Origin of the sequence: Corynebacterium sp. HMSC062A03 (assembly GCF_001811145.1) — a bacterium.
GTDB classification, from domain to species: domain Bacteria; phylum Actinomycetota; class Actinomycetes; order Mycobacteriales; family Mycobacteriaceae; genus Corynebacterium; species Corynebacterium aurimucosum.
The window spans coordinates 246,514-264,370 of record NZ_KV803651.1; the positions used below are offsets into that span (position 1 = coordinate 246,514).

At 64.3% G+C, this 17,857-nt stretch carries 17 protein-coding genes; 10 read left to right on the forward strand and 7 right to left on the reverse strand.

All coding sequences use genetic code 11. The features are described 5' to 3' along the window. The first annotated feature begins 83 nt into the window (after positions 1-83). The 4 genes from HMPREF2781_RS03420 (at position 84) to HMPREF2781_RS03435 (ending at position 3,746) form a co-directional block, all read left to right on the forward strand. Positions 84-983, forward strand: coding sequence for a MetQ/NlpA family ABC transporter substrate-binding protein (locus HMPREF2781_RS03420; protein WP_070644405.1), 900 nt, complete (start codon positions 84-86; stop codon positions 981-983). Between the two features lie 33 nt (positions 984-1,016). After that, positions 1,017-1,919 (forward strand): MetQ/NlpA family ABC transporter substrate-binding protein, encoded by a 903-nt coding sequence (locus HMPREF2781_RS03425; protein WP_070644406.1) that lies wholly within the window; start codon positions 1,017-1,019, stop codon positions 1,917-1,919. A 106-nt stretch (positions 1,920-2,025) separates the two neighbouring features. Next, complete coding sequence (locus tag HMPREF2781_RS03430) at positions 2,026-3,069, forward strand: methionine ABC transporter ATP-binding protein (RefSeq protein ID WP_070644407.1); 1,044 nt, start codon at positions 2,026-2,028, stop codon at positions 3,067-3,069. Further along, complete coding sequence (locus tag HMPREF2781_RS03435; protein ID WP_070446463.1) at positions 3,066-3,746, forward strand: methionine ABC transporter permease; 681 nt, start codon at positions 3,066-3,068, stop codon at positions 3,744-3,746. The genes HMPREF2781_RS03430 and HMPREF2781_RS03435 overlap by 4 nt, the downstream gene beginning before the upstream one ends. A gap of 88 nt (positions 3,747-3,834) precedes the next feature. On the opposite strand, the gene HMPREF2781_RS03440 is transcribed toward HMPREF2781_RS03435, so the two are convergent. Continuing rightward, positions 3,835-4,704: a sucrase ferredoxin gene (locus HMPREF2781_RS03440; protein WP_070644408.1), complete on the reverse strand. Its 870-nt coding sequence runs from the start codon at positions 4,702-4,704 to the stop codon at positions 3,835-3,837. Between the two features lie 98 nt (positions 4,705-4,802). Between HMPREF2781_RS03440 and HMPREF2781_RS03445 the strand changes: the two genes are divergently transcribed. Beyond that, a complete protein-coding gene (locus HMPREF2781_RS03445) occupies positions 4,803-5,456 on the forward strand; it encodes an AMIN-like domain-containing (lipo)protein (protein WP_070644409.1) in 654 nt (217 codons plus the stop codon). 5 nt (positions 5,457-5,461) lie between these two features. Here the strand turns inward: HMPREF2781_RS03445 and HMPREF2781_RS03450 are convergent, their stop codons facing one another. Together HMPREF2781_RS03450 and HMPREF2781_RS03455 are read right to left on the reverse strand one after the other, a co-directional pair. Then, positions 5,462-7,006, reverse strand: a complete 1,545-nt coding sequence (locus tag HMPREF2781_RS03450; RefSeq protein WP_070644410.1) for a DNA polymerase Y family protein — start codon at positions 7,004-7,006, stop codon at positions 5,462-5,464. Continuing rightward, positions 7,003-7,686: a hypothetical protein gene (locus HMPREF2781_RS03455; protein WP_070446471.1), complete on the reverse strand. Its 684-nt coding sequence runs from the start codon at positions 7,684-7,686 to the stop codon at positions 7,003-7,005. The genes HMPREF2781_RS03450 and HMPREF2781_RS03455 overlap by 4 nt, the downstream gene beginning before the upstream one ends. A 59-nt stretch (positions 7,687-7,745) precedes the next feature. On the opposite strand from HMPREF2781_RS03455, the gene HMPREF2781_RS03460 reads away from it, so the two are divergent. Further along, positions 7,746-8,156, forward strand: coding sequence for a hypothetical protein (locus HMPREF2781_RS03460; RefSeq protein WP_070644411.1), 411 nt, complete (start codon positions 7,746-7,748; stop codon positions 8,154-8,156). A gap of 109 nt (positions 8,157-8,265) precedes the next feature. On the opposite strand, the gene HMPREF2781_RS03465 is transcribed toward HMPREF2781_RS03460, so the two are convergent. Both HMPREF2781_RS03465 and HMPREF2781_RS03470 read right to left on the reverse strand, forming a co-directional pair. Beyond that, positions 8,266-8,919 (reverse strand): response regulator, encoded by a 654-nt coding sequence (locus HMPREF2781_RS03465; protein ID WP_070644466.1) that lies wholly within the window; start codon positions 8,917-8,919, stop codon positions 8,266-8,268. A 2-nt stretch (positions 8,920-8,921) separates the two neighbouring features. Then, positions 8,922-10,070: an ATP-binding protein gene (locus HMPREF2781_RS03470; RefSeq protein ID WP_210385997.1), complete on the reverse strand. Its 1,149-nt coding sequence runs from the start codon at positions 10,068-10,070 to the stop codon at positions 8,922-8,924. A gap of 112 nt (positions 10,071-10,182) precedes the next feature. Between HMPREF2781_RS03470 and HMPREF2781_RS03475 the strand changes: the two genes are divergently transcribed. Genes HMPREF2781_RS03475 through HMPREF2781_RS03485 form a run of 3 tightly spaced genes read left to right on the forward strand, consistent with a single transcriptional unit; the run spans position 10,183 to position 13,652 of the window. Next, the gene (locus HMPREF2781_RS03475) at positions 10,183-11,238 is read left to right on the forward strand and encodes a PspC domain-containing protein (protein WP_070644413.1); all 1,056 of its coding nucleotides are present in this window, start codon (positions 10,183-10,185) and stop codon (positions 11,236-11,238) included. A gap of 11 nt (positions 11,239-11,249) precedes the next feature. Next, on the forward strand, positions 11,250-12,371 hold the full coding sequence (locus tag HMPREF2781_RS03480) for a threonine aldolase family protein (RefSeq protein ID WP_070644414.1): 1,122 nt from the start codon (positions 11,250-11,252) through the stop codon (positions 12,369-12,371). 33 nt (positions 12,372-12,404) lie between these two features. Further along, complete coding sequence (locus HMPREF2781_RS03485) at positions 12,405-13,652, forward strand: HNH endonuclease signature motif containing protein (RefSeq protein ID WP_246821764.1); 1,248 nt, start codon at positions 12,405-12,407, stop codon at positions 13,650-13,652. A 617-nt stretch (positions 13,653-14,269) separates the two neighbouring features. Here HMPREF2781_RS03485 and guaA read toward each other — a convergent pair. Further along, positions 14,270-15,838: a glutamine-hydrolyzing GMP synthase gene (guaA, locus tag HMPREF2781_RS03490; protein ID WP_070644415.1), complete on the reverse strand. Its 1,569-nt coding sequence runs from the start codon at positions 15,836-15,838 to the stop codon at positions 14,270-14,272. A gap of 24 nt (positions 15,839-15,862) precedes the next feature. Then, entirely contained in the window at positions 15,863-16,789 is a 927-nt protein-coding gene (locus HMPREF2781_RS03495; RefSeq protein ID WP_070446485.1) for a LysR family transcriptional regulator, read from the reverse strand. Positions 16,790-16,863: 74 nt separating this feature from the next. Here HMPREF2781_RS03495 and HMPREF2781_RS03500 point away from each other — a divergent pair, with 74 nt between their 5' ends. Continuing rightward, complete coding sequence (locus HMPREF2781_RS03500) at positions 16,864-17,841, forward strand: EamA family transporter (RefSeq protein WP_168163673.1); 978 nt, start codon at positions 16,864-16,866, stop codon at positions 17,839-17,841. The last annotated feature ends 16 nt before the right edge of the window (positions 17,842-17,857 follow it).

Sequence of the window (17,857 nt, forward strand, 5' to 3'; positions counted from 1 at the left end):
TCGTTGCTAGTTTTTCCTGCAGTGAACACTCCTGCGGTGACACGACTTGCCGCACAAACCAAGAAGGGACACTAGAACCCACCATGAGCATCCGTCGCGTACTTGCCGCCACCTCGGCAGCCGTCATCGCTGCAACCGGCCTGGTTGCTTGCTCCTCCGATTCCTCGGACTCCGCTGAGTCCAAGGATTCCGGCGAGGCCATTACCAAGGACTCCACCATCACCATCGGCACCACTGACGCCAACATGGAAGAGTGGGCCGTATTCCAGGACCTGGCCAAAGAAGCCGGTTTCGACGTCAAGTTGGAGAACTTCGCCGACTACAACACCCCGAACCAGGCTCTGGACCAGGGCAAGCTGACGACGAACAAGTTCCAGCACCTGAAGTTCCTGGCTGAGTACAACAAGGGCAACGGCACCGACCTGGTCCCGCTGGCCGCCACCGAGATCTACCCGCTGGCCATCTACTGGAAGGACCACAAGGACCTCGCTGACATCGAGGGCCAGGAAGTCGCCATTCCGAACGACTCCACCAACCAGGGCCGCGCCATCGGCCTGCTGGTTCAGGAAGGCCTGGTCACTCTCAAGGAAGGTAGCCCGCTGACCCCCACCCCGCTGGACATCGATGAAAAGAAGTCCAAGGTCAAGGTCACCCCGGTGGATGCCGCCCAGACCCCGGCCGCGTATGGCGAGGGCAAGCCGGCTGTCATCAACAACTCCTTCCTCGAGCGCGCTGGCATTGACCCGCAGTCTGCCGTCGCTCAGGATGACCCGGACTCCACCGAGGCTGAGCCTTACATCAACGTCTGGGCCGTGCGCGCCGACGACGCCGATAACGAAACCCTCCACGAACTGGCTGAGTTGTGGAAGGACCAGAAGGTCACCGACGCCGTTCTGAAGTCCTCCGGCGACACCGCCGTGGCCGTCGACCGCTCCCAGGAGGAGCTCCAGGAGATCCTGGACCGCCTCGAAGAGCAGGTCTAAACAAACCCACCACCGACTAGTAAAGGACGAATCATGCGCATCCGCCGTCTCGTAGCAGCCGCCGCTAGCCTGCTTGCTGCTACCAGCTTGGTCGCCTGCTCGTCTGCAAGCTCCGATTTCGCCGCCGGCACCGCCGAAGATCCCATCATCGTCGGCACCACCGACGCCGAACTTCCGGAGTGGGGCGTGCTCAAGGAACTCGCTGCCGAGGAAGGCATCGAAATCGAGATGAAGAGCTTCACCGACTACGCCACCCCCAACCAGTCCCTGGCAGAGGGCAGCACGGATACCAACAAGTTTCAGCACTTAAAGTTCCTCGCTGAGTACAACGTGGGCAACGGCACGAACCTCGTTCCGGTGGCCTCCACGCAGGTCTACCCCATGCCGCTGTTCTGGAAGGGCCACGACAGCATCGACGGCATCGAGGGCCAGGACATCGCCATTCCCAACGACGCTACCAACCAGGGCCGCGCCATCAACCTGCTGGCTGCCAACGGTTTGCTGGTACTCAAGGAAGAGGGCAAGCTCACCCCGGACCCCGCCGACATCGACGAGGCCGCATCCAAGGTGAGCGTCACCCCGGTCGATGCTTCCCAGACCCCGTCCGCCTTCGGCGAAGGCAAGCCCGCCATCATCACCAACTCCTTCTTCAAGCGTGCGGGTATCAACCCGGCCGACGCCGTGCTTTACGACGACCCGGAAAACCCCAACGCCGACCCGAAGATCCTGTTCGACCCCTACGTCAACGTGTGGGCTGTGCAGGAAAAGGACAAGGACAACGAGAAGGTCAAGAAGCTGGCCGAGCTCTACCTCTCCGACGAGGTGAAGGCCGCAGTGCAAGACACCACGGGTGGCACCACTATCTTTGTGGATAAACCACAGGCAGAGCTTCAGGAGATTCTGGAGCGGCTGGAAGAGGAAGCCTCCTCTAGCTAAGCAAATCTCCCCCTCCCCCGCGCTCACGCTTAGTTGCGTGACCCGGGGGATTTTGCCCGTTACTCCCTCCTCGCTCACTACACGGACACGTACAAAGGAAAACCACGTGACTGAACAACAAGGCGCCCACCGGGGCACCCGGATTGAATTCCGCAATATCACCAAAGTCTTTAAGAACAAGAAAACCACCACGAAAGCGCTTGATGATGTCTCTTTGACCGTCGAGCCCGGTGAGATCATCGGCATCATCGGCTTCTCCGGTGCCGGCAAGTCCACGCTGGTGCGCATGATCAACGGTCTGGATAAGCCAACCTCGGGGCAGCTGCTTCTCGACGGCACCGATGTCGTCCCCCTGCCCGAATCCAAGTTGCGGGGCATTCGCCGCAACATCGGCATGATCTTCCAGCAGTTCAACCTCATGTCCTCGCGCACCGCGGCGGGCAATATTGAGTACCCGCTGAAGCTGCAGGGCGTCGACAAGCAGGAGCGTCAACAGCGCGTCCAGGAGCTGCTAGAATTCGTCGGCCTGGCGGACAAGGGCGATAACTACCCAGAGCAGCTCTCCGGTGGCCAGAAGCAGCGCGTCGGCATCGCCCGTGCCCTGGCTAATAACCCTTCCCTGCTGCTGGCGGATGAAGCCACCTCGGCGCTCGACCCCACCACCACCCACGAGGTGCTCGACCTGCTGCGCAAGGTCAACCGCGACCTCGGCATCACCATCGTGGTCATCACCCACGAGATGGACGTCGTGCGCTCCATCGCCGACAAGGTAGCCGTCATGGAAAACGGCCACGTCATCGAGGCCGGCAGCGTCTATGAGGTCTTTTCTAATCCGCAGACCAAGGTGGCGGAGAAGTTCGTGGCCACCTCGCTGCGCAATACCCCGGACGTCGTTGAGGCCGATGACCTGCTGGCCCACGAGGGCCGCCTGTTCACCATCAACCTGACGGAAAAGTCGGGCTTCTTCGACGCCGCCGGCAAGCTCGCGGACAAGGACGTGTCCATCGCCGTGGTCCACGGTGGCATCACCACCTTGCAGAAGCACTCCTTTGGCAAGATCACCGTGCGCCTCAACGGGCCGGAAGCGGCCATTGAAGATTTCTACGCACACATGCAACGCACCACCGATATTGAGGAGATCCAACGATGAACGTCACCTACCTCGCGCAGGCCAATTGGGATCGACTGGGCGGCACGCTTGTCGACGCCATCAAGGACACCCTCATCATGGTCGCCACCACCCTGGTGGTCGCCGGCATCATCGGTCTCGTGCTGGGCATCCTGCTCTACACCACGCGCCCAGGCGGCATCCTGCAGAACAAGCCTATCCACTTCGTCATCAATATCCTGGTGAACTTTATTCGCCCGATTCCGTTCATTATCTTGCTGGCCTTTGTGCAGCCGCTGACGGTGGCGGTGCTGGGCAGCTCCATCGGCCGCGAACCGGCCACGTTCGTCATGGTTATCGCGGCTACCTTCGCGGTGGCGCGCATCGTCGAGCAGAACCTCGTGGCGCTGGATCCGGGCGTGATTGAAGCAGCCCGCGCGATGGGTGCTTCGCCGTGGAAGATCATCACCACGGTCATCATTCCGGAAGCACTCGGCCCGCTGGTGCTGGGCTACACCTTCCTGTTCATCGGCATCGTCGATATGTCTGCGATGGCGGGCTACGTCGGCGGCGGTGGCTTGGGTGACTTCGCCATTGTCTACGGCTACCGCGCCTTCGAGTGGGAGGTCACCGTGGTGGCCACCCTCATCATCATTGTGCTGGTCCAGGCAGCTCAGTTCTTCGGCAACTGGCTCTCGGCCAAGATTATGCGCCGCTAGCCGCGCCTGCGCATGGCTCGGCGCGGTTTAGGGTGCCACGCCCGTACTCTAAGCGCCGCGTTCGTATCTTATGCGCCGCGTCCTTATCCTACGTGCCGCGTCGCAAGACGCGGCGCGCGGCAAAGTAGGAAGAGGTCTTCGGCTCGTCTCCACAGGAGGAGACGACGCCGGAGGCCTCTTTTTCTTCGAGTTCCACGTCCCATGCGCGGCCGTCGCGGTGGCGCACAACGACGCTATTCTTCGCGGCGGGGGTTTCCGCCGCGTCGACGGTGAGGTCGCCGTAGTGGAGGGACTCGGAGGCGTCGAGAAGCTGGCGTGCTACTGCAAGCTCCGCTACCTGGCCTTGGGGAGTGTGAAGACCGGAACCACGGTTGGCGGGGTAGAAATACTCGCCGTGCAGAGCCTTGCCCACGAGCTCGCGGCCAGCGTCCACGTTGAGGCGGCCGAAAGAATATCCCCACGGCATCAGGAGCACCGACGGTGCGAAACGGTGTCCCTTGGTGTGGGAGGTTTCCCACACGGTCTCCTCAAATTCGCACGCCAGGGAAGCAGCAAGCGGGCGGCCCTTGATAGCGCAGCAGGCATCGCGCTTGGCGTGGGTACACACGAGCACCAGCGGCAGGCACGTGCCAGTGGGATGCTCCAGATCCAGATCGAGGATGTCCTCCGGGCCGTTGAGGACGTAATCCTGTACCAACCCCTCGCGTGCCCACACGACGAAACAGCGGAAGTGACCCGTCCCCCGCTCATGCCCGGCACGCCCAGGGCGGCGAATGAGTTGCAGGCCCGCCACGCCTTTGAGCTTGGCCTTGAGCTTCGCAGTCAAGCCGGGGCCAAAGGTACGCCCGTCAAGCACGTCACGAGACCAGGCCGTGGGCCACTCAAAGAGGACGTACACAGATTCTTGTTTTGCGGTACCGGCCAGGGGCTCGACCTGGACGTCGGAGCAGAAGGTCATGACGCCATCTTAACTGGCATCACTTTCTTCACAACAATGTGGTTACGATGCTTAGCTCGATGCATATAATTTCCCGTAGTGCCACTACGCTCGAAGTCATGCCGAAACATAACCTCTTGCGCACAGCCGCCCCAGTGGCCGCACTCGTTGTCTCGGGTGCACTCGCGCTTCAGGGATGCGCTCCGTCTTCCGCTCCGGACGGCAGCTCCGACGGCCCCACGAAGACTCTCGACGCCACCCTGTCCGGCGCCTCCACCTCCACGGCTACCGTTACTCCCACTGCCCCCTCCCCCGCCGCACCGGCTGGGCTGACCCCGCTGGGCGACGCCAACATGGAGATGAAAACCCTCCGCCCACCGGCCCCCTCGGAACTGGTGGTGACCGATGTCCGCGTGGGCAAGCATGAAGGTTTTGACCGCGTGGTCTTCGAGTTTGTCGGGGACGGTTCACCGGGCTGGTTCATCGATTACACCGATTCCCCCGCCCAGCAGGGCTCCGGCAACCCGATTGCTTACAACGGTTCCACCGCGCTCGACGTCAGCATCGACGGCACCGCCTACCCTTTCCAACTTGATATGGAAGACCCGAATATCGGTACCGTGAAGGGCGCCGGCGGGCTGGTGCCCCAGGTGGTCAGCAGCGGCACCTTCGAGGCCCGCTCGCAGTTTGTCATCGGGCTTGATGGGCGCCACCCATACTCGGTTCAGGTGCTCAAGGCACCGACGCGCCTGGTTATCGACATTCTGAACTAAACAGTTCAGGCATAGGTTGCCTCCACCGACCAGCGTCCGCCTGCCCACACGAGGAGCCAGGCGCGCTGGCCTTTCTCGTTTTCCCCGACGACTTGCAGGCGCGCGCAGCGCTGCGCCGCACCTGCTTCCCACCACTCAGAGTCCACGGGCCACGGGCCAGCCCAACCGGTCACCCGGTAGCGGTGGCGCCCCCACCCCAGGCCCGCCGGCTCCCCGGAGAGGAGGGCCTCGGCGGTGACGATGATGTCTTTCGATGAGGCGTCGATAAGCCGGATCCGCGCGGCCGGGTGCGCCAGGCTTGCCGGGAGCGGCGCGGGGATGCGCCCAGGCCAGGTGCCCTCCGGCTGCGGGTCACGCTGTTCGCCGTAGGGGACGTACTCGATGCGCTCGGCCACCCCACGCCCGCCCGCCGGGCGGGGCTGCAGCACGCGATCTACCCCCAGCTGGGATTGCACCCGCGCGATGACGCGCTTGGCCTGCTCCGCGGATTCGCCCGCGCCCCACAGGAGCCCATCCCCTGGCGGAGCGACCTCCACCGGCTCCAACGCCAGCTTGACGATGCCCCCTCCCTCACCCGGCGCACTACCCGCCCGCGCAGCACTCAGCCAACCATCGAGCTGCCAGCGCACGCGGTCCGCTGTAGCGGCCTCGCTGAGCGCTTCTTGGGTACGCCAGATCCGCTCCAGGCGCTCGCCGCCCTCGAACTCCGCGGCAACGCACAGCCGCAGGCACACCACGCCGGCCTCATCGAGTAGCACGTGCAGGCGCGCCGCGAGCTGACGCGCGGCAAAGGCCGCAGCATCCACGCGCTCCAAGGGTTCTTCGAAGCCCTGCTCCACGCCTAAGTCGGGGCGCACAAGCTCCGGCGCCACGCGCCGATCCGGTGCCGCCGCAGCCACCGCGTGGCATCGCCGTCCAGCCTCGCCGAAACGGGTGGTGACTTGGCGCAGCGACAAGCTCGCCAACTCCCCTAACGTGCGCACGCCCAGCTGCTCTAAGGCATGCACCACGTCCGCCGTGCATCCCAGCGCCACCTCCGCGGCCAATACCCCCACCGGCTGCTGAGCCAGAAAGCTACGCGAGCCGCCTGCCGGGACTACCGCGCCCAGGTTGTGGTGGCGCGCGGCAATCAGCGCGGTGGCGATCTCATCAGCGACGCCGACGGTGGCGTCGAGGTGGGATCTGGCGGTGGCGTCGACAAGCATCTCCACTGCTTTCTCCTCGCTGCCGTGGAAACGCCCGGCCGCGCCCGCATCCACAATGACCAGGCCCGGACGCAGCACCTCCACCGAGGAGGCCACCGCGTCCAGCCCCGCGGCAATCTCCGCGAAGACCACGCCGTCTCGGTCCGGGTTGGCCTCCTCCACGCGCAGCTCCGGTAGGAGAGCTTGGGCCTGGCGCACGCGCATCCCGCGGCGCACCCCCGCCCGGCGCGCCGCCGCGTTGCACACCGCCACGCGGTGCTGGGCAGCGATAGCGCATGCTGCCCTGTCTGCGTCCTGCAGCGCCTGGATAGGCCAATCCGGGAACCACAGCGCCGCGACCCTCACACGACCTCCAAGTGCGGGCGCGCGTCCGGACGCTGCCCACATGTGAGCACTCCACGGCGCGGGCGCATGCTTGCCGACGCCACCCGCACCCCTATATCAACCCCCCGAATCCGCCCGCTGCCCCGGCCCACGCCATGCACAGCGATAACTTCCGCGCCTATCTCCACGGCTGTGCCCGGCAGCCGGGTTCCCACGGTAAGCAGGGCCGCCTGCCCAGCCCGCACTTTTGCCAGCACGGGGCGCGCCCGCGTGGGGCTCAGCGCGCCTGTGCCTTTGTGCACGACTAGATCCAGCCCCTCGCACAGCACGCCGGTCACCGCCCAGGGCTCTACGCCTGGATCGGGCACCGTGATAACCCGGGAGACATCACCCTCCTCGGCCACTTGTGCGAGTAGGAGATCGGGCCAACCCACCACCCCGACGTGTCCGCCTGCCGCGCTAACATGGGATATCAGCTCCACCACGAGCGCAGCACATTCCGCACAGGCGGTTGCCTGCTTGCGGGGCAGACCACCACCCGGGAGCAGCTCAGATAGCTTTTCAGGGACTCCGAGGAGCTCCGCCTCCGGCTGCACCTGCGCAGAATCATCCGGGGTTTCCAGGCGTTGAATCTGGGCGCGCAGAACCGCAATCCGGTCAGCCCGGGAGCCACCCGCCACACGAACACCTGTTTGATTCATGGCCCCTATTATGAACCTCTTCCCGGACGCGCGCAATTGCGCTGGTAGCGTTAGGCGCCATGAATCCCCTCCGCGCGCACACCACCCCTATCCCCACTCCGCCGTGGGTACGCCTCGGTGCCTCGCTGCTAGCTGGCGCTGCCGTGGCGGCAGGTAGCAGCCGCATCCACTTCGGCCTCGCGCTAGGACTCAGCCTGCTCTTCCTCATCGCCGCCTGCGCGCTCGTATTCCTGCACCCCTACCGTGCTGATCTGCGCGATTATGCCCAGCGCCACAACGTCACCATGCTGCCCAACGCCGCACAGCTCATCCCGCTTATGGCGCTGTGGCTGATGGTCATGTTCTCCCCGCTCCTCGCGCTTCCTGCCTGGGGCAGCGCGCTGGTGTGGGCGCTCGTTTCAGGCGCGGCCTTCCTGCTCTTCCCCCACGTTGACGGCTCCCGCAAGCTCGCCTACGCGCCCCCTGCCTAACCCCGCCGGACTAACTGCGTGAGCGGCGACCACCTCCACCGGCCCCCGATCCTGGTTTGTGCGGGGCTGTCTGCGCCAGCGCCTTTGCCAACCCGCCTCGGCCGGGCGTCTAAGCCAGGTCGCGCGAGGTGGCCCAGCGCGTGAGCTGATGGCGGTTGGACTGCTGCGTCTTGCGCAAAATATTGGAGGCGTGCGTTTCCACCGTCTTCACCGAAATGAACAGCTGCTTGCCAATCTCGCGGTACGTATAGCCGCGCGCAAGCAGCCGCAAGACCTCCAGCTCGCGCCGCGTGAGCGCATCCACCGCTGGGTCTTGCCCCTCCTCCGACTCCGGGGCGGGCGAACCGGAGGCAAAAGCATCAAGGACAAAACCCGCCAGGCGCGGCGAGAAATACGCATCCCCGCTGTGCACCTGCACCACCGCCTCGGCCAGGTCCGGGCCGGAAATATTCTTCGTCACATACCCGCGCGCGCCCGCCCGAATCAGCGCAATCACATCCTCCGCCGCATCCGACACGCTCAGCGCCAAAAACACCGGACGCGACGGCTGATGTGCCGTCCCATTAATAACGGCGAGGCCGCCGCCGTCGGGCATGTGGACATCAAGAAGCACCACGTCCGGGGAGGTCCGCGCAATGCCCTCCAGCGCCTCCGCGACAGTGCCAGCATCACCCACGATCTCAATCTCCGGGGCCACCGCCAGCTCTGCGCGCACACCCGCGCGGAAGACGGAGTGATCATCAACCAAAAAGACCTTCACCATGCTCATAACGCTACCTCCAACTCCACCTCGGTGCCCTCCCCCGGGGTCGAAGAAATCCGCACGCACCCACCTGATCCCTCTACGCGCGCGCGAATACTGTCACGAATCCCGTGCCTATCAGCGGGAATATCCTCCACGCTGAAACCGACCCCACGGTCGCGCACGAAGATACTCAGCTCGCCCGCCAACAACTCCGCGTAGACATCCACCACGTCCACGCTTGCGTGCTTGCCGGCATTCACCATGGCCTCGCGCGCTGCCTGGATAAGCAGCTTCGCGGATTCCGTTAGCTCCGCGTCTTCGCCCACCGTCACCGCGGATACCCGCATATCAAAGAGATCCTCCACTTCCCCGCACGCCGCTTCGAGAGCACCAAAGCAGGTGGTGGGGGCGGCAGAGGGGGCGTCGAAAAGCCAGGCGCGCAGCTCCCTTTCCTGGGCGCGCGCCAAACGCGTCACCTCACGCGAATCCCCCGCCCTCTTCTGAATCAGCGCCAGCGTCTGCAGCACCGAATCGTGCAGGCGGGCGGCAATCTCGGCGCGCTCCTCCGAAACCGCCTTCGCCGCCTGCTCCTGCGACAGCGAACGCCAGAGCTTCAGCACCAGCGGCACCACCAGCGCCCCAAATCCCACCAGCGTCAGCGCCGTGGCCAGGATCGCCGAGCCCGATCCGCTTTCCCACGTCACCGCCGCCACCACGACGCCACCGATGACCAGGACGGCACCCGCCGCCACGGCAACCAGACCCACCGGCGTGTTCAGGCCGCGGTCATAGGCCAACCACGCCAACACCGCGCCGATGGCCACCACCGCCAACGGCACCGCCGCGCTTAACGACGCCCCCGAAACCCCCAACACGCCCACCGCGCTACCCGCCAGCGCCAAGAGCACCAGCACGAGGGAGAGGGGGCTGCGGCGGGTGGAGGGGGCGTCGTCAAGCGCGGGCGTGAAAATCCACAGACCGGCATAGGCCATCGCCCCCACCCCGCCCAGCAAGGTCAACGCGGTCAAAGCGATGCGCACGGAGAGCGCCGAGACCCCAAGATTCTGCGCCAATCCCGCCGCCACGCCGGCGACCACGCGGCCAGACTGGGGGCGCGACATCACGGGATAAGGCGCCGCGTTTTCTGCGGGCACATAGGGCGAAGTCATACTAGCCATAGTCCCACGCCCCACCCTCGGGCACATCAGGGACAACCCTGAGGCCGAAAAATCAGGGCGATTACCGATACCGCCACGCGGCCCCACGCGGCACCATAAAAGTATGACGAAGAACAGCACGCTCAACCAGATGTGGACGACCCGCCCCGTCCGCCTTCCCAAGAAACAGGGCGGCGACGCGCAGATCGCTGGTGTCTGCGAAGGCATCGCGGTGCGCTATCAGCTCGACCCCACGATCGTGCGCGTAGCCTTCGTGGTCGCGTCACTCGCCTTCGGCGGTGGCATCGCCGCCTACCTCGCCGCGTGGGCGCTCATGCCGCGCTTTGGCTCGCCCTACTGCCCGCTCGATGCGGCCTTGGGCAAGGATGGTGTCAAGGAGGAACAAGAGCTCGGCTGGATTCTGATTGTCGGTGTTCTTCTTACTTTTAGCTCCGGCCCACTGTTCCTCAGCGGACAATTCCTCGCCGGACTTCCGCCCGCTGTGTTGACCTTCGGACTGTTGGCGCTGGCGTGGTACGCCCTTCACCAACGCGAACCGCTACCGCCCAGCGGGCTATTGGCCGCCGAGCAGCCGGTGCGCGAGGAACCTGTCAACCTCAACCCTTATACCCCGGCAGACGGCCACCCCTTCCCGCCAGGGCGTAGGACTCCGCCGTCCTGGGATCCACTCGGTGTGGTGCCCGATGCCTGGGACCTGCCGGAGCCGGGCCCGCGGGAGGAACCGACAAAGAAGCGCGGTTCGCAGTGGGTCGAGGGCGCGATTGCCCTCGGCGCTGTGGGAGCGGCCCTGACGATTGCCTTCCTTGGAGTCACCTTCGTCGCCGAGGCCGACGAGGAGTCCGGTTTCAGCTTCCGCTTTAACGCCGGTGAACAGCACTTTGCCCCCACCAGCGTGGAGGAGCTTAAGGAGTACTATGACCTGGGCATCGGCGAATCGACGGTAGACTTCAGCCAGCTCCACGGCCTGAAAGACGAGCACGATGTCACCGTCGACGCCGGCATCGGCGCCGTCGAGGTCATCCTCCCGAAGGACATCCCTGTCTCGCTGACCTGCGATGACGGCCTGGGTGAGAGTAACTGCACCGAACGTCAGGACCCTGATGCACTGTTGAAGATTCACATCGACGCAGGTATCGGCGAGCTTACCGTCACCGGCTAAACTGGCCCACCATGATTCACTTCGGCAACGACTACCACCGCTCCGCTCACCCCCGCGTCCTTGATGCCATCGCGGGGGCAGGCGGGGCTTATGCCGGCTACGGCACCGACGAGCTTTGCAACACGGCCGCTGCGCGCATCCGCGCTGCCTGCCAGGCACCGAACGCCGAGGTGCATTTCATGGTCGGTGGCACGCAGGCCAACGCCACCATCATCGCCCACCGGCTGCGCCCCTGGGAAGGTGTTATTGCGGCGGATAGCGGGCACATCGCCACCCATGAGACGGGTGCTATCGAGCACACCGGGCACAAGGTCATCACGCTGCCAAACCAGCTGGGAAAGATCACCGCCGCACAGGTCCGCGCGTGCATGGATGAGTACCGCGCCTCCGGGGTGGAAGAGCACATGCCGGAGCCGGCGCTGGTCTATATCACCCAACCCACTGAGTTTGGCACCACCTACTCCCGCGCCGAACTCGTGGCCCTGCGCGCGGTCTGCGATGAGTACGGGTTGGGCCTGTTTGTCGACGGCGCCCGCCTCGGCTACGGTCTGTCCGCTTCAGATATCACCCTGCCGGACCTGGCCGCGCTTGTCGACGTCTTCACCATCGGCGGCACCAAATGCGGCGCCCTCTTCGGCGAGGCCATCGTCTTCCCCGCGGGTGCTCCGCGCTTTCGCAATGCCATGAAACAAAGCGGTGGCCTGCTGGCTAAGGGCTGGTTGCTCGGCGCGCAATTCGCCGCCCTCTTCAGCGCCCCTCCTACTGTCTCCGCCGACGCGCTCGCTGAGTCGAACGCAACCTGCACTCGCGCTCAAGCAGCCACCCCGGGCAATGAGGTAAACAGCGCTGCAGCAACCACCCTCTACGAACAGATCTGCGCCCGCGCCAACGCCCAGGCCCAGCGCATCGCCGAGGCATTCCGCGCCGCAGGCATCGACATGCTCTTTGACTCTCCCACCAATCAGCAGTTCGCTCTGCTAACCCGCGAGCAGGAAGACAAACTCTCGCAGGACTTCGTGTGCCAGTTCTTCGAAGAACACGAAGGCCTGCGGGTGGTGCGTTTTTGTACGGCGTGGTCGACGGAAGAGGGGGACGTCGATAAGCTCTGCGCTGCGATTTCTGCGCTCAAGTAGCGTGGTTCCCCGGCCTGGTTTAGGCTGTGGGCTATGCAACTGGGGGGTTACATTCAAGCACTAGCGCGCGGGCTGGACGTCGTCGAGCAATGCGCCGGTGTTACGCGCGCGCAGCTGGTTCAGATGGGTGCGCGACCAGATTTCGCGGAGAAGCTGCTGAATCTGCACGCGGTGTATTTCGGGGACACGATGTTCCGCTCCCGGCAGCGCAAGGCACGCCGTACGGGCCACGACGTGTTCACGCTCCTTGAGATTGAGCGCTACTGTTCCAAGCTTAAAGCCCGCAGGGCCTGGGAGCTGCGCCAACTACTGGCTGCTACCCCGCGGGAGAAAATCCCCATGGTGGCGAAGGCCAAGCTCAAAGAATGGCGTCCGCCGAAGGACCCTGCACCGGGCGTGCGGGTGACGCGGCGCGCGGGCCGCAACCACACGCTGAGCATTACGGATTCCTCGCTCAATATTTCCAAGCTGTTGGCCGTGCTCAAGTCCACGGATCAAGATTTGCTCACCGCAGCGCATACCGTGTTCCGCGGCGGCGGTGGTTCCGGCCAGACGCTGCAGTCGAACGTCATCGTGCGCTTGGATGAGCTGGACCGCATCGTCGATGGTGATGGTGAAGAGATCGAACTGCAGCTGACGAATGGCGCGACGATGACGGGTGCGGAGTTCGTGCGCGAAAAGCTTGCCGACGTCGGCCTCATCACCCTCGTCCATCCCCATCACGGCCCCGTGAACCTGTACATGGCGAGCCGCTTTGCCAATTTAAAGCAGCGGCTCGCCTTGTCTGCGGAGCACCCGACGTGCGCGTGGCCGGGATGCAACGCACCCGCCGAGGACTCACAGATTCATCACCTCACCCGCTTCCAAGATGGCGGGCCGACGAATATGACCAACTTGGTGCCGTTGTGCGCCTACCACAATGCGGTCAATGACGATGACCCGGAAAAGCCCACCGGCCGCGGGCACCTCGACCGCATCGATGGCCGCGTGCACTACCTGCCGCCGTGGGCGGGGCCGCCAATTCCCATCGAAAGCCCGGCTCACCCGCCGCGTTCCGCTCCGGGCCCTGCGACACCTGGATCCACTCCGCATTCGGCCCCAGCTTCTGCTCCACCTGCGGCCCCGGGTTCTGCTCCACCTGCGCCTCCGGATCCTGCGTCCAGTACTACATCGGGGCCAGCACCAGGTTCTGTTCCAAGGCCTGCTAAACGTACAGCTACTCATCCGCCAGAGGGCAGGGCTGCTCGAACATCCACGGATCCGCCGATATCCGGCCCGTAGAATTTCGGTTCTGTACTCGGGGCAGAAACTAACCCCATCGGCTCACTGGCTTGTGACACGCTGCGTCACACAGCCGCTTTAACCAGCCGCTCGCTGAGAAAACCCGCTCGGCGTGCGGCTACTCGCGCGCGCGTTATAGAGGTATGCGTCCTAGCCCCGTGCAAACAGTGCTAACTAACGCGGCGGATGCTAGCGCCGTGGATGCAGGCAACGAGCACGCTAACGGCATGCGCGCTCACGATGCGTGCTAGCGGCATGCATGTTTAAGGTACGTGGACTGGCGGCGGGTGAGCGCTCAGCGTCCGGCGCACAAGGCATGCAAGAACTCGCCTCCACTGTTTGCCCAATTCGCGAAGCGCGACAGTATCAAAGCTTTACAGACTCTCTATGCCGCACCGCGGACGGAGCTCACGCCGAGAAACATGGGACCATCGGCCACGCGAGCAGAGCGTTAGGGGCCGAAACGGGGAACGCGGCCGCGCCCCGTTGGTTAGAGGCACGGCCGCGCTACGCAGCGTCGGGGAGTTTGCTTCCCTTCGCGCTTTGAGCACTACGCTATCTCGCTGAGAACACCGCTGCACTGATGCAGTGCTTGTTCCAGTGTCTTTCGGCAGTGTTTATTCCCACTCGATGGTTCCCGGCGGCTTCGAGGTTACGTCGAGCACCACGCGGTTGACTTCCTTGACCTCGTTGGTGATGCGGGTGGAGATCTTCTCCAGCACGTCGTACGGCAGGCGGGTCCAGTCCGCGGTCATGGCGTCCTCGGAGGACACCGGGCGCAGGACGATCGGGTGGCCATAGGTGCGGCCGTCGCCTTGGACGCCGACGGAGCGGACGTCGGCAAGCAGCACCACCGGGCACTGCCAGATCTCGCCGTCCAGGCCAGCGTTGGTCAGCTCGGTACGCGCGATGAGGTCCGCCTGGCGCAGCGTCTCCAGACGCTCCTCGGTGACCTCGCCGATGATGCGGATTCCCAGGCCCGGGCCCGGGAAAGGCTGGCGCGCCACGATTTCCTCCGGCAGGCCCAGCTCACGGCCAACCGCACGGACCTCATCCTTGAAGAGCAGGCGCAGCGGCTCGACGAGCTCGAACTCGACATCATCAGGCAAGCCGCCCACATTGTGGTGGGACTTAATATTCGCAGTACCGTCACCGCCACCGGACTCCACGACGTCCGGGTACAGCGTGCCCTGCACCAAGAACGCGGCATCCTGGCCGTCCAGAGCCTGGTCGACGGCGCGCTCGAAGGAACGGATGAACTCCGCACCGATGGCCTTGCGCTTGGCCTCTGGCTCGGTCACACCGGCCAGCTTGTTGAGGAAGGCCTCGCGCTCATCCACGGTGATGAGCTTGGCGCCAGTCGACGCCACGAAGTCCTTCTCCACCTGCTCACGCTCACCCGCGCGCAGCAGGCCGTGGTCAACGAAGACACAGGTCAAACGGTCACCGATAGCGCGCTGCACGAGGGCTGCGGCTACGGCGGAATCCACGCCACCGGACAGGCCGCAGATTGCACGGCCTTCCTCACCGATCTGCTCGCGCACATCGTTAATGAGCTGCTCCGCAATGTTCTCTGCGGTCCAGTTCTGCTCCAAGCCTGCTACCTCAGTCAAAAAGCGCGTGAGCACCTCCTGGCCGTACGGCGAGTGAAGGACTTCCGGGTGATACTGCACGCCGGCCATCTGCTTGGACAGGCACTCGAAGGCTGCCACGGGAGCGCCTTCCGACGACGCGGTCACCTCAAAGCCCTCCGGGGCTTCAGTGACCGAATCGCCGTGAGACATCCACACCTTGTGGGTGTCCTCCAGGCCCTTGTGCAGCACGCCGCCGGACACGGTCATGTCCGTGCGGCCGTACTCGCGGGCACCAGTGGAGGCCACGGTGCCGCCCAGGGCTTGGGTCATGGACTGGAAGCCGTAGCAGATACCAAAGACCGGGATGCCGAGCTCGAGCAGCTCCGGCTTCAGAGCAGGGGCGCCGTCCGCGTATACGGAGGACGGGCCACCGGAGAGGATCAGCGCGGCCGGGTTCTTGGCCTTGATGTCCTCCACGGAGGCAGAATTGGGGACAACCTCGGAGTAGATGTTGGCCTCACGCACACGCCGGGCGATGAGCTGCGCGTACTGGGCGCCAAAATCCACCACGAGGACAGGACGCGGGGTTGTATTTGGGTTAGTCACGGTCATCAGTTTAACGCAAGAACCCGCGCCCTAGACCGCAGGGAGTGGCCCATAATCTTTCGCAGTAATAGCGGCCTTGCCCAACGCGGCCCGAAACGCCCGCAGAGCGGGGTGTCCCTCGCGTCCAGCACGCACCGCTGTGTAGAGCGTGCGGGTGGGATTACCAGGCAAAGCAACCACACGCACGCCTTCGATCTCCTCAAGAAAGAGGTCCGAAATCACCGCCACCGCGTGGCCCGTGCGCACCAAGTGCGCGTGCAAGAAGGGATCCGGGGTTTCATAGAGCACGCTGGGGTTAAAACCATGCCGGCGGCACAACCTGTGAACGAAGCGCCCCAGTAAAAACTCCTCCGGGTCCATGGCAAAAGGGATTTCGTCATCGAACGCTGCAAAATCCTCTAAGCACAACTCGCTCCAGGGGCCGGTGAGCGGGGTGATGAGGCGTAGGGGGTCGTCGAGAAGCAGCTCCCGGTGGGTGTGCTCATCCGTGGCGGGCATGTCCGACTCATACTCTTCACCCAGGATGAGGTCCACCTCCCGGCGCGCCAGCAGCTCCATCGCGCCATCGGCTTCGCGCTGGATGATCTGCACGCGCAGGTCCGGGTACTCCCTGGCTAGCTCCGTCAGCGCCCGCGGGACCAGCGAGGACATGATGGTCTGAAACGTCGTGACCTTGATCGTGCCACGCACCGCGTTGGTGGATGCAATGACCTGTGACTCGGCCTCATCCGCCAAGGCGAGCATCCGCTCAGCATAAGACGCGAGGATTTTCCCCTGCTCCGTCAAACGCACTCGCCGGCCGACTTTCTCATAGAGCGCCACGCCGACGTCTTTTTCACACTGTGCCAGTTGTTGGGAGATGGCCGAGTGCGTATAGCGCAGCGATTCCGCCACGGCAGTGACGGTGCCGAGGCGTTGCAGCTCGTAGAGAATGCGCAGGCGATGCAGATCCAACATGACAGAATCCCTAACAGGTACGTGTTAAAAACTGTAGATAGACTAACAGTTCTTCCCACCCCACAATGGTCTGCATGACCAATCCGATTGCAGTTTTGTGCGTCATTGGCTCGTGCATTTCAATCCAGCTCGGAGCGAGCCTCGCCATCCAGCTCTTCCCCATCGGCGGCCCGTGGGGCACCGCTTCGCTGCGTTTGCTCTTCGCCGCCGTGATTCTGCTCGCCATTGCGCGACCGCGCGTGCGCACGTGGAGCCGTGAGAAGTGGATCTCCGCGAGCATTTTCGGCCTCACGCTGGGTCTGATGAATGGATTCTTCTATGCCGGCATCGAGCTTGTTGCGCTAGGTCCTGCCGTGACCATCGAGTTCCTCGGCCCGCTACTGCTGGCGGCGTGCCTCTCACGCTCGCTTCGCGACGCCACCTGCGTCGCCCTCGCTCTTCTCGGTATGGGTTTGATGGGCCTGGACTCTTTCAACGGAGATCCCCTCGACCTGCGAGGTGTGTTCTTCTTGCTGTGCGCCGGCGCGATGTGGGCTGCTTACATCCTGGCCAGCAAGAAGGCCGGCGCGCTCTTTAGCGGCCAAGACGGTTTGGCCGTGGCTTTCCTCATCGGTGGCTTGGTGCTCCTGCCAGTGGGTGGGCGCGGGGCGATGGCTCTAGCGAGCGATCCTTCGCTACTGCTGCTTGCTCTGGGCACGGGCGTGCTGGCTTCTCTCATCCCCTACTCGTTGGAATTCCTTGCGCTGCGCAAGCTTGCCCCCAACGTCTTTTCCATCCTGATCGCTTTGGAGCCCGTCTTCGCCGCACTCTTTGGCTGGCTCCTGCTCTCCCAGAACGTGTCCCAGCTCAAGCTGGCGGCCATCGGGCTGGTCGTGGTGGCCTCGGTGCTACAAACCATGGCACCGGCGCGCGGGCACGTGGTTTTCCGCAAAGTGGCACTGCGCCCACGCCGCCTGAAGAAGCCCCGACTGCTGTTGTTTCAGAAGCCACGCAACTGCAGCTGCAACTCCAACGTGGAAGCACCATCGGTGCTCAACCCCGCAGAGCGCTAAGCCAGGACACGAGCCG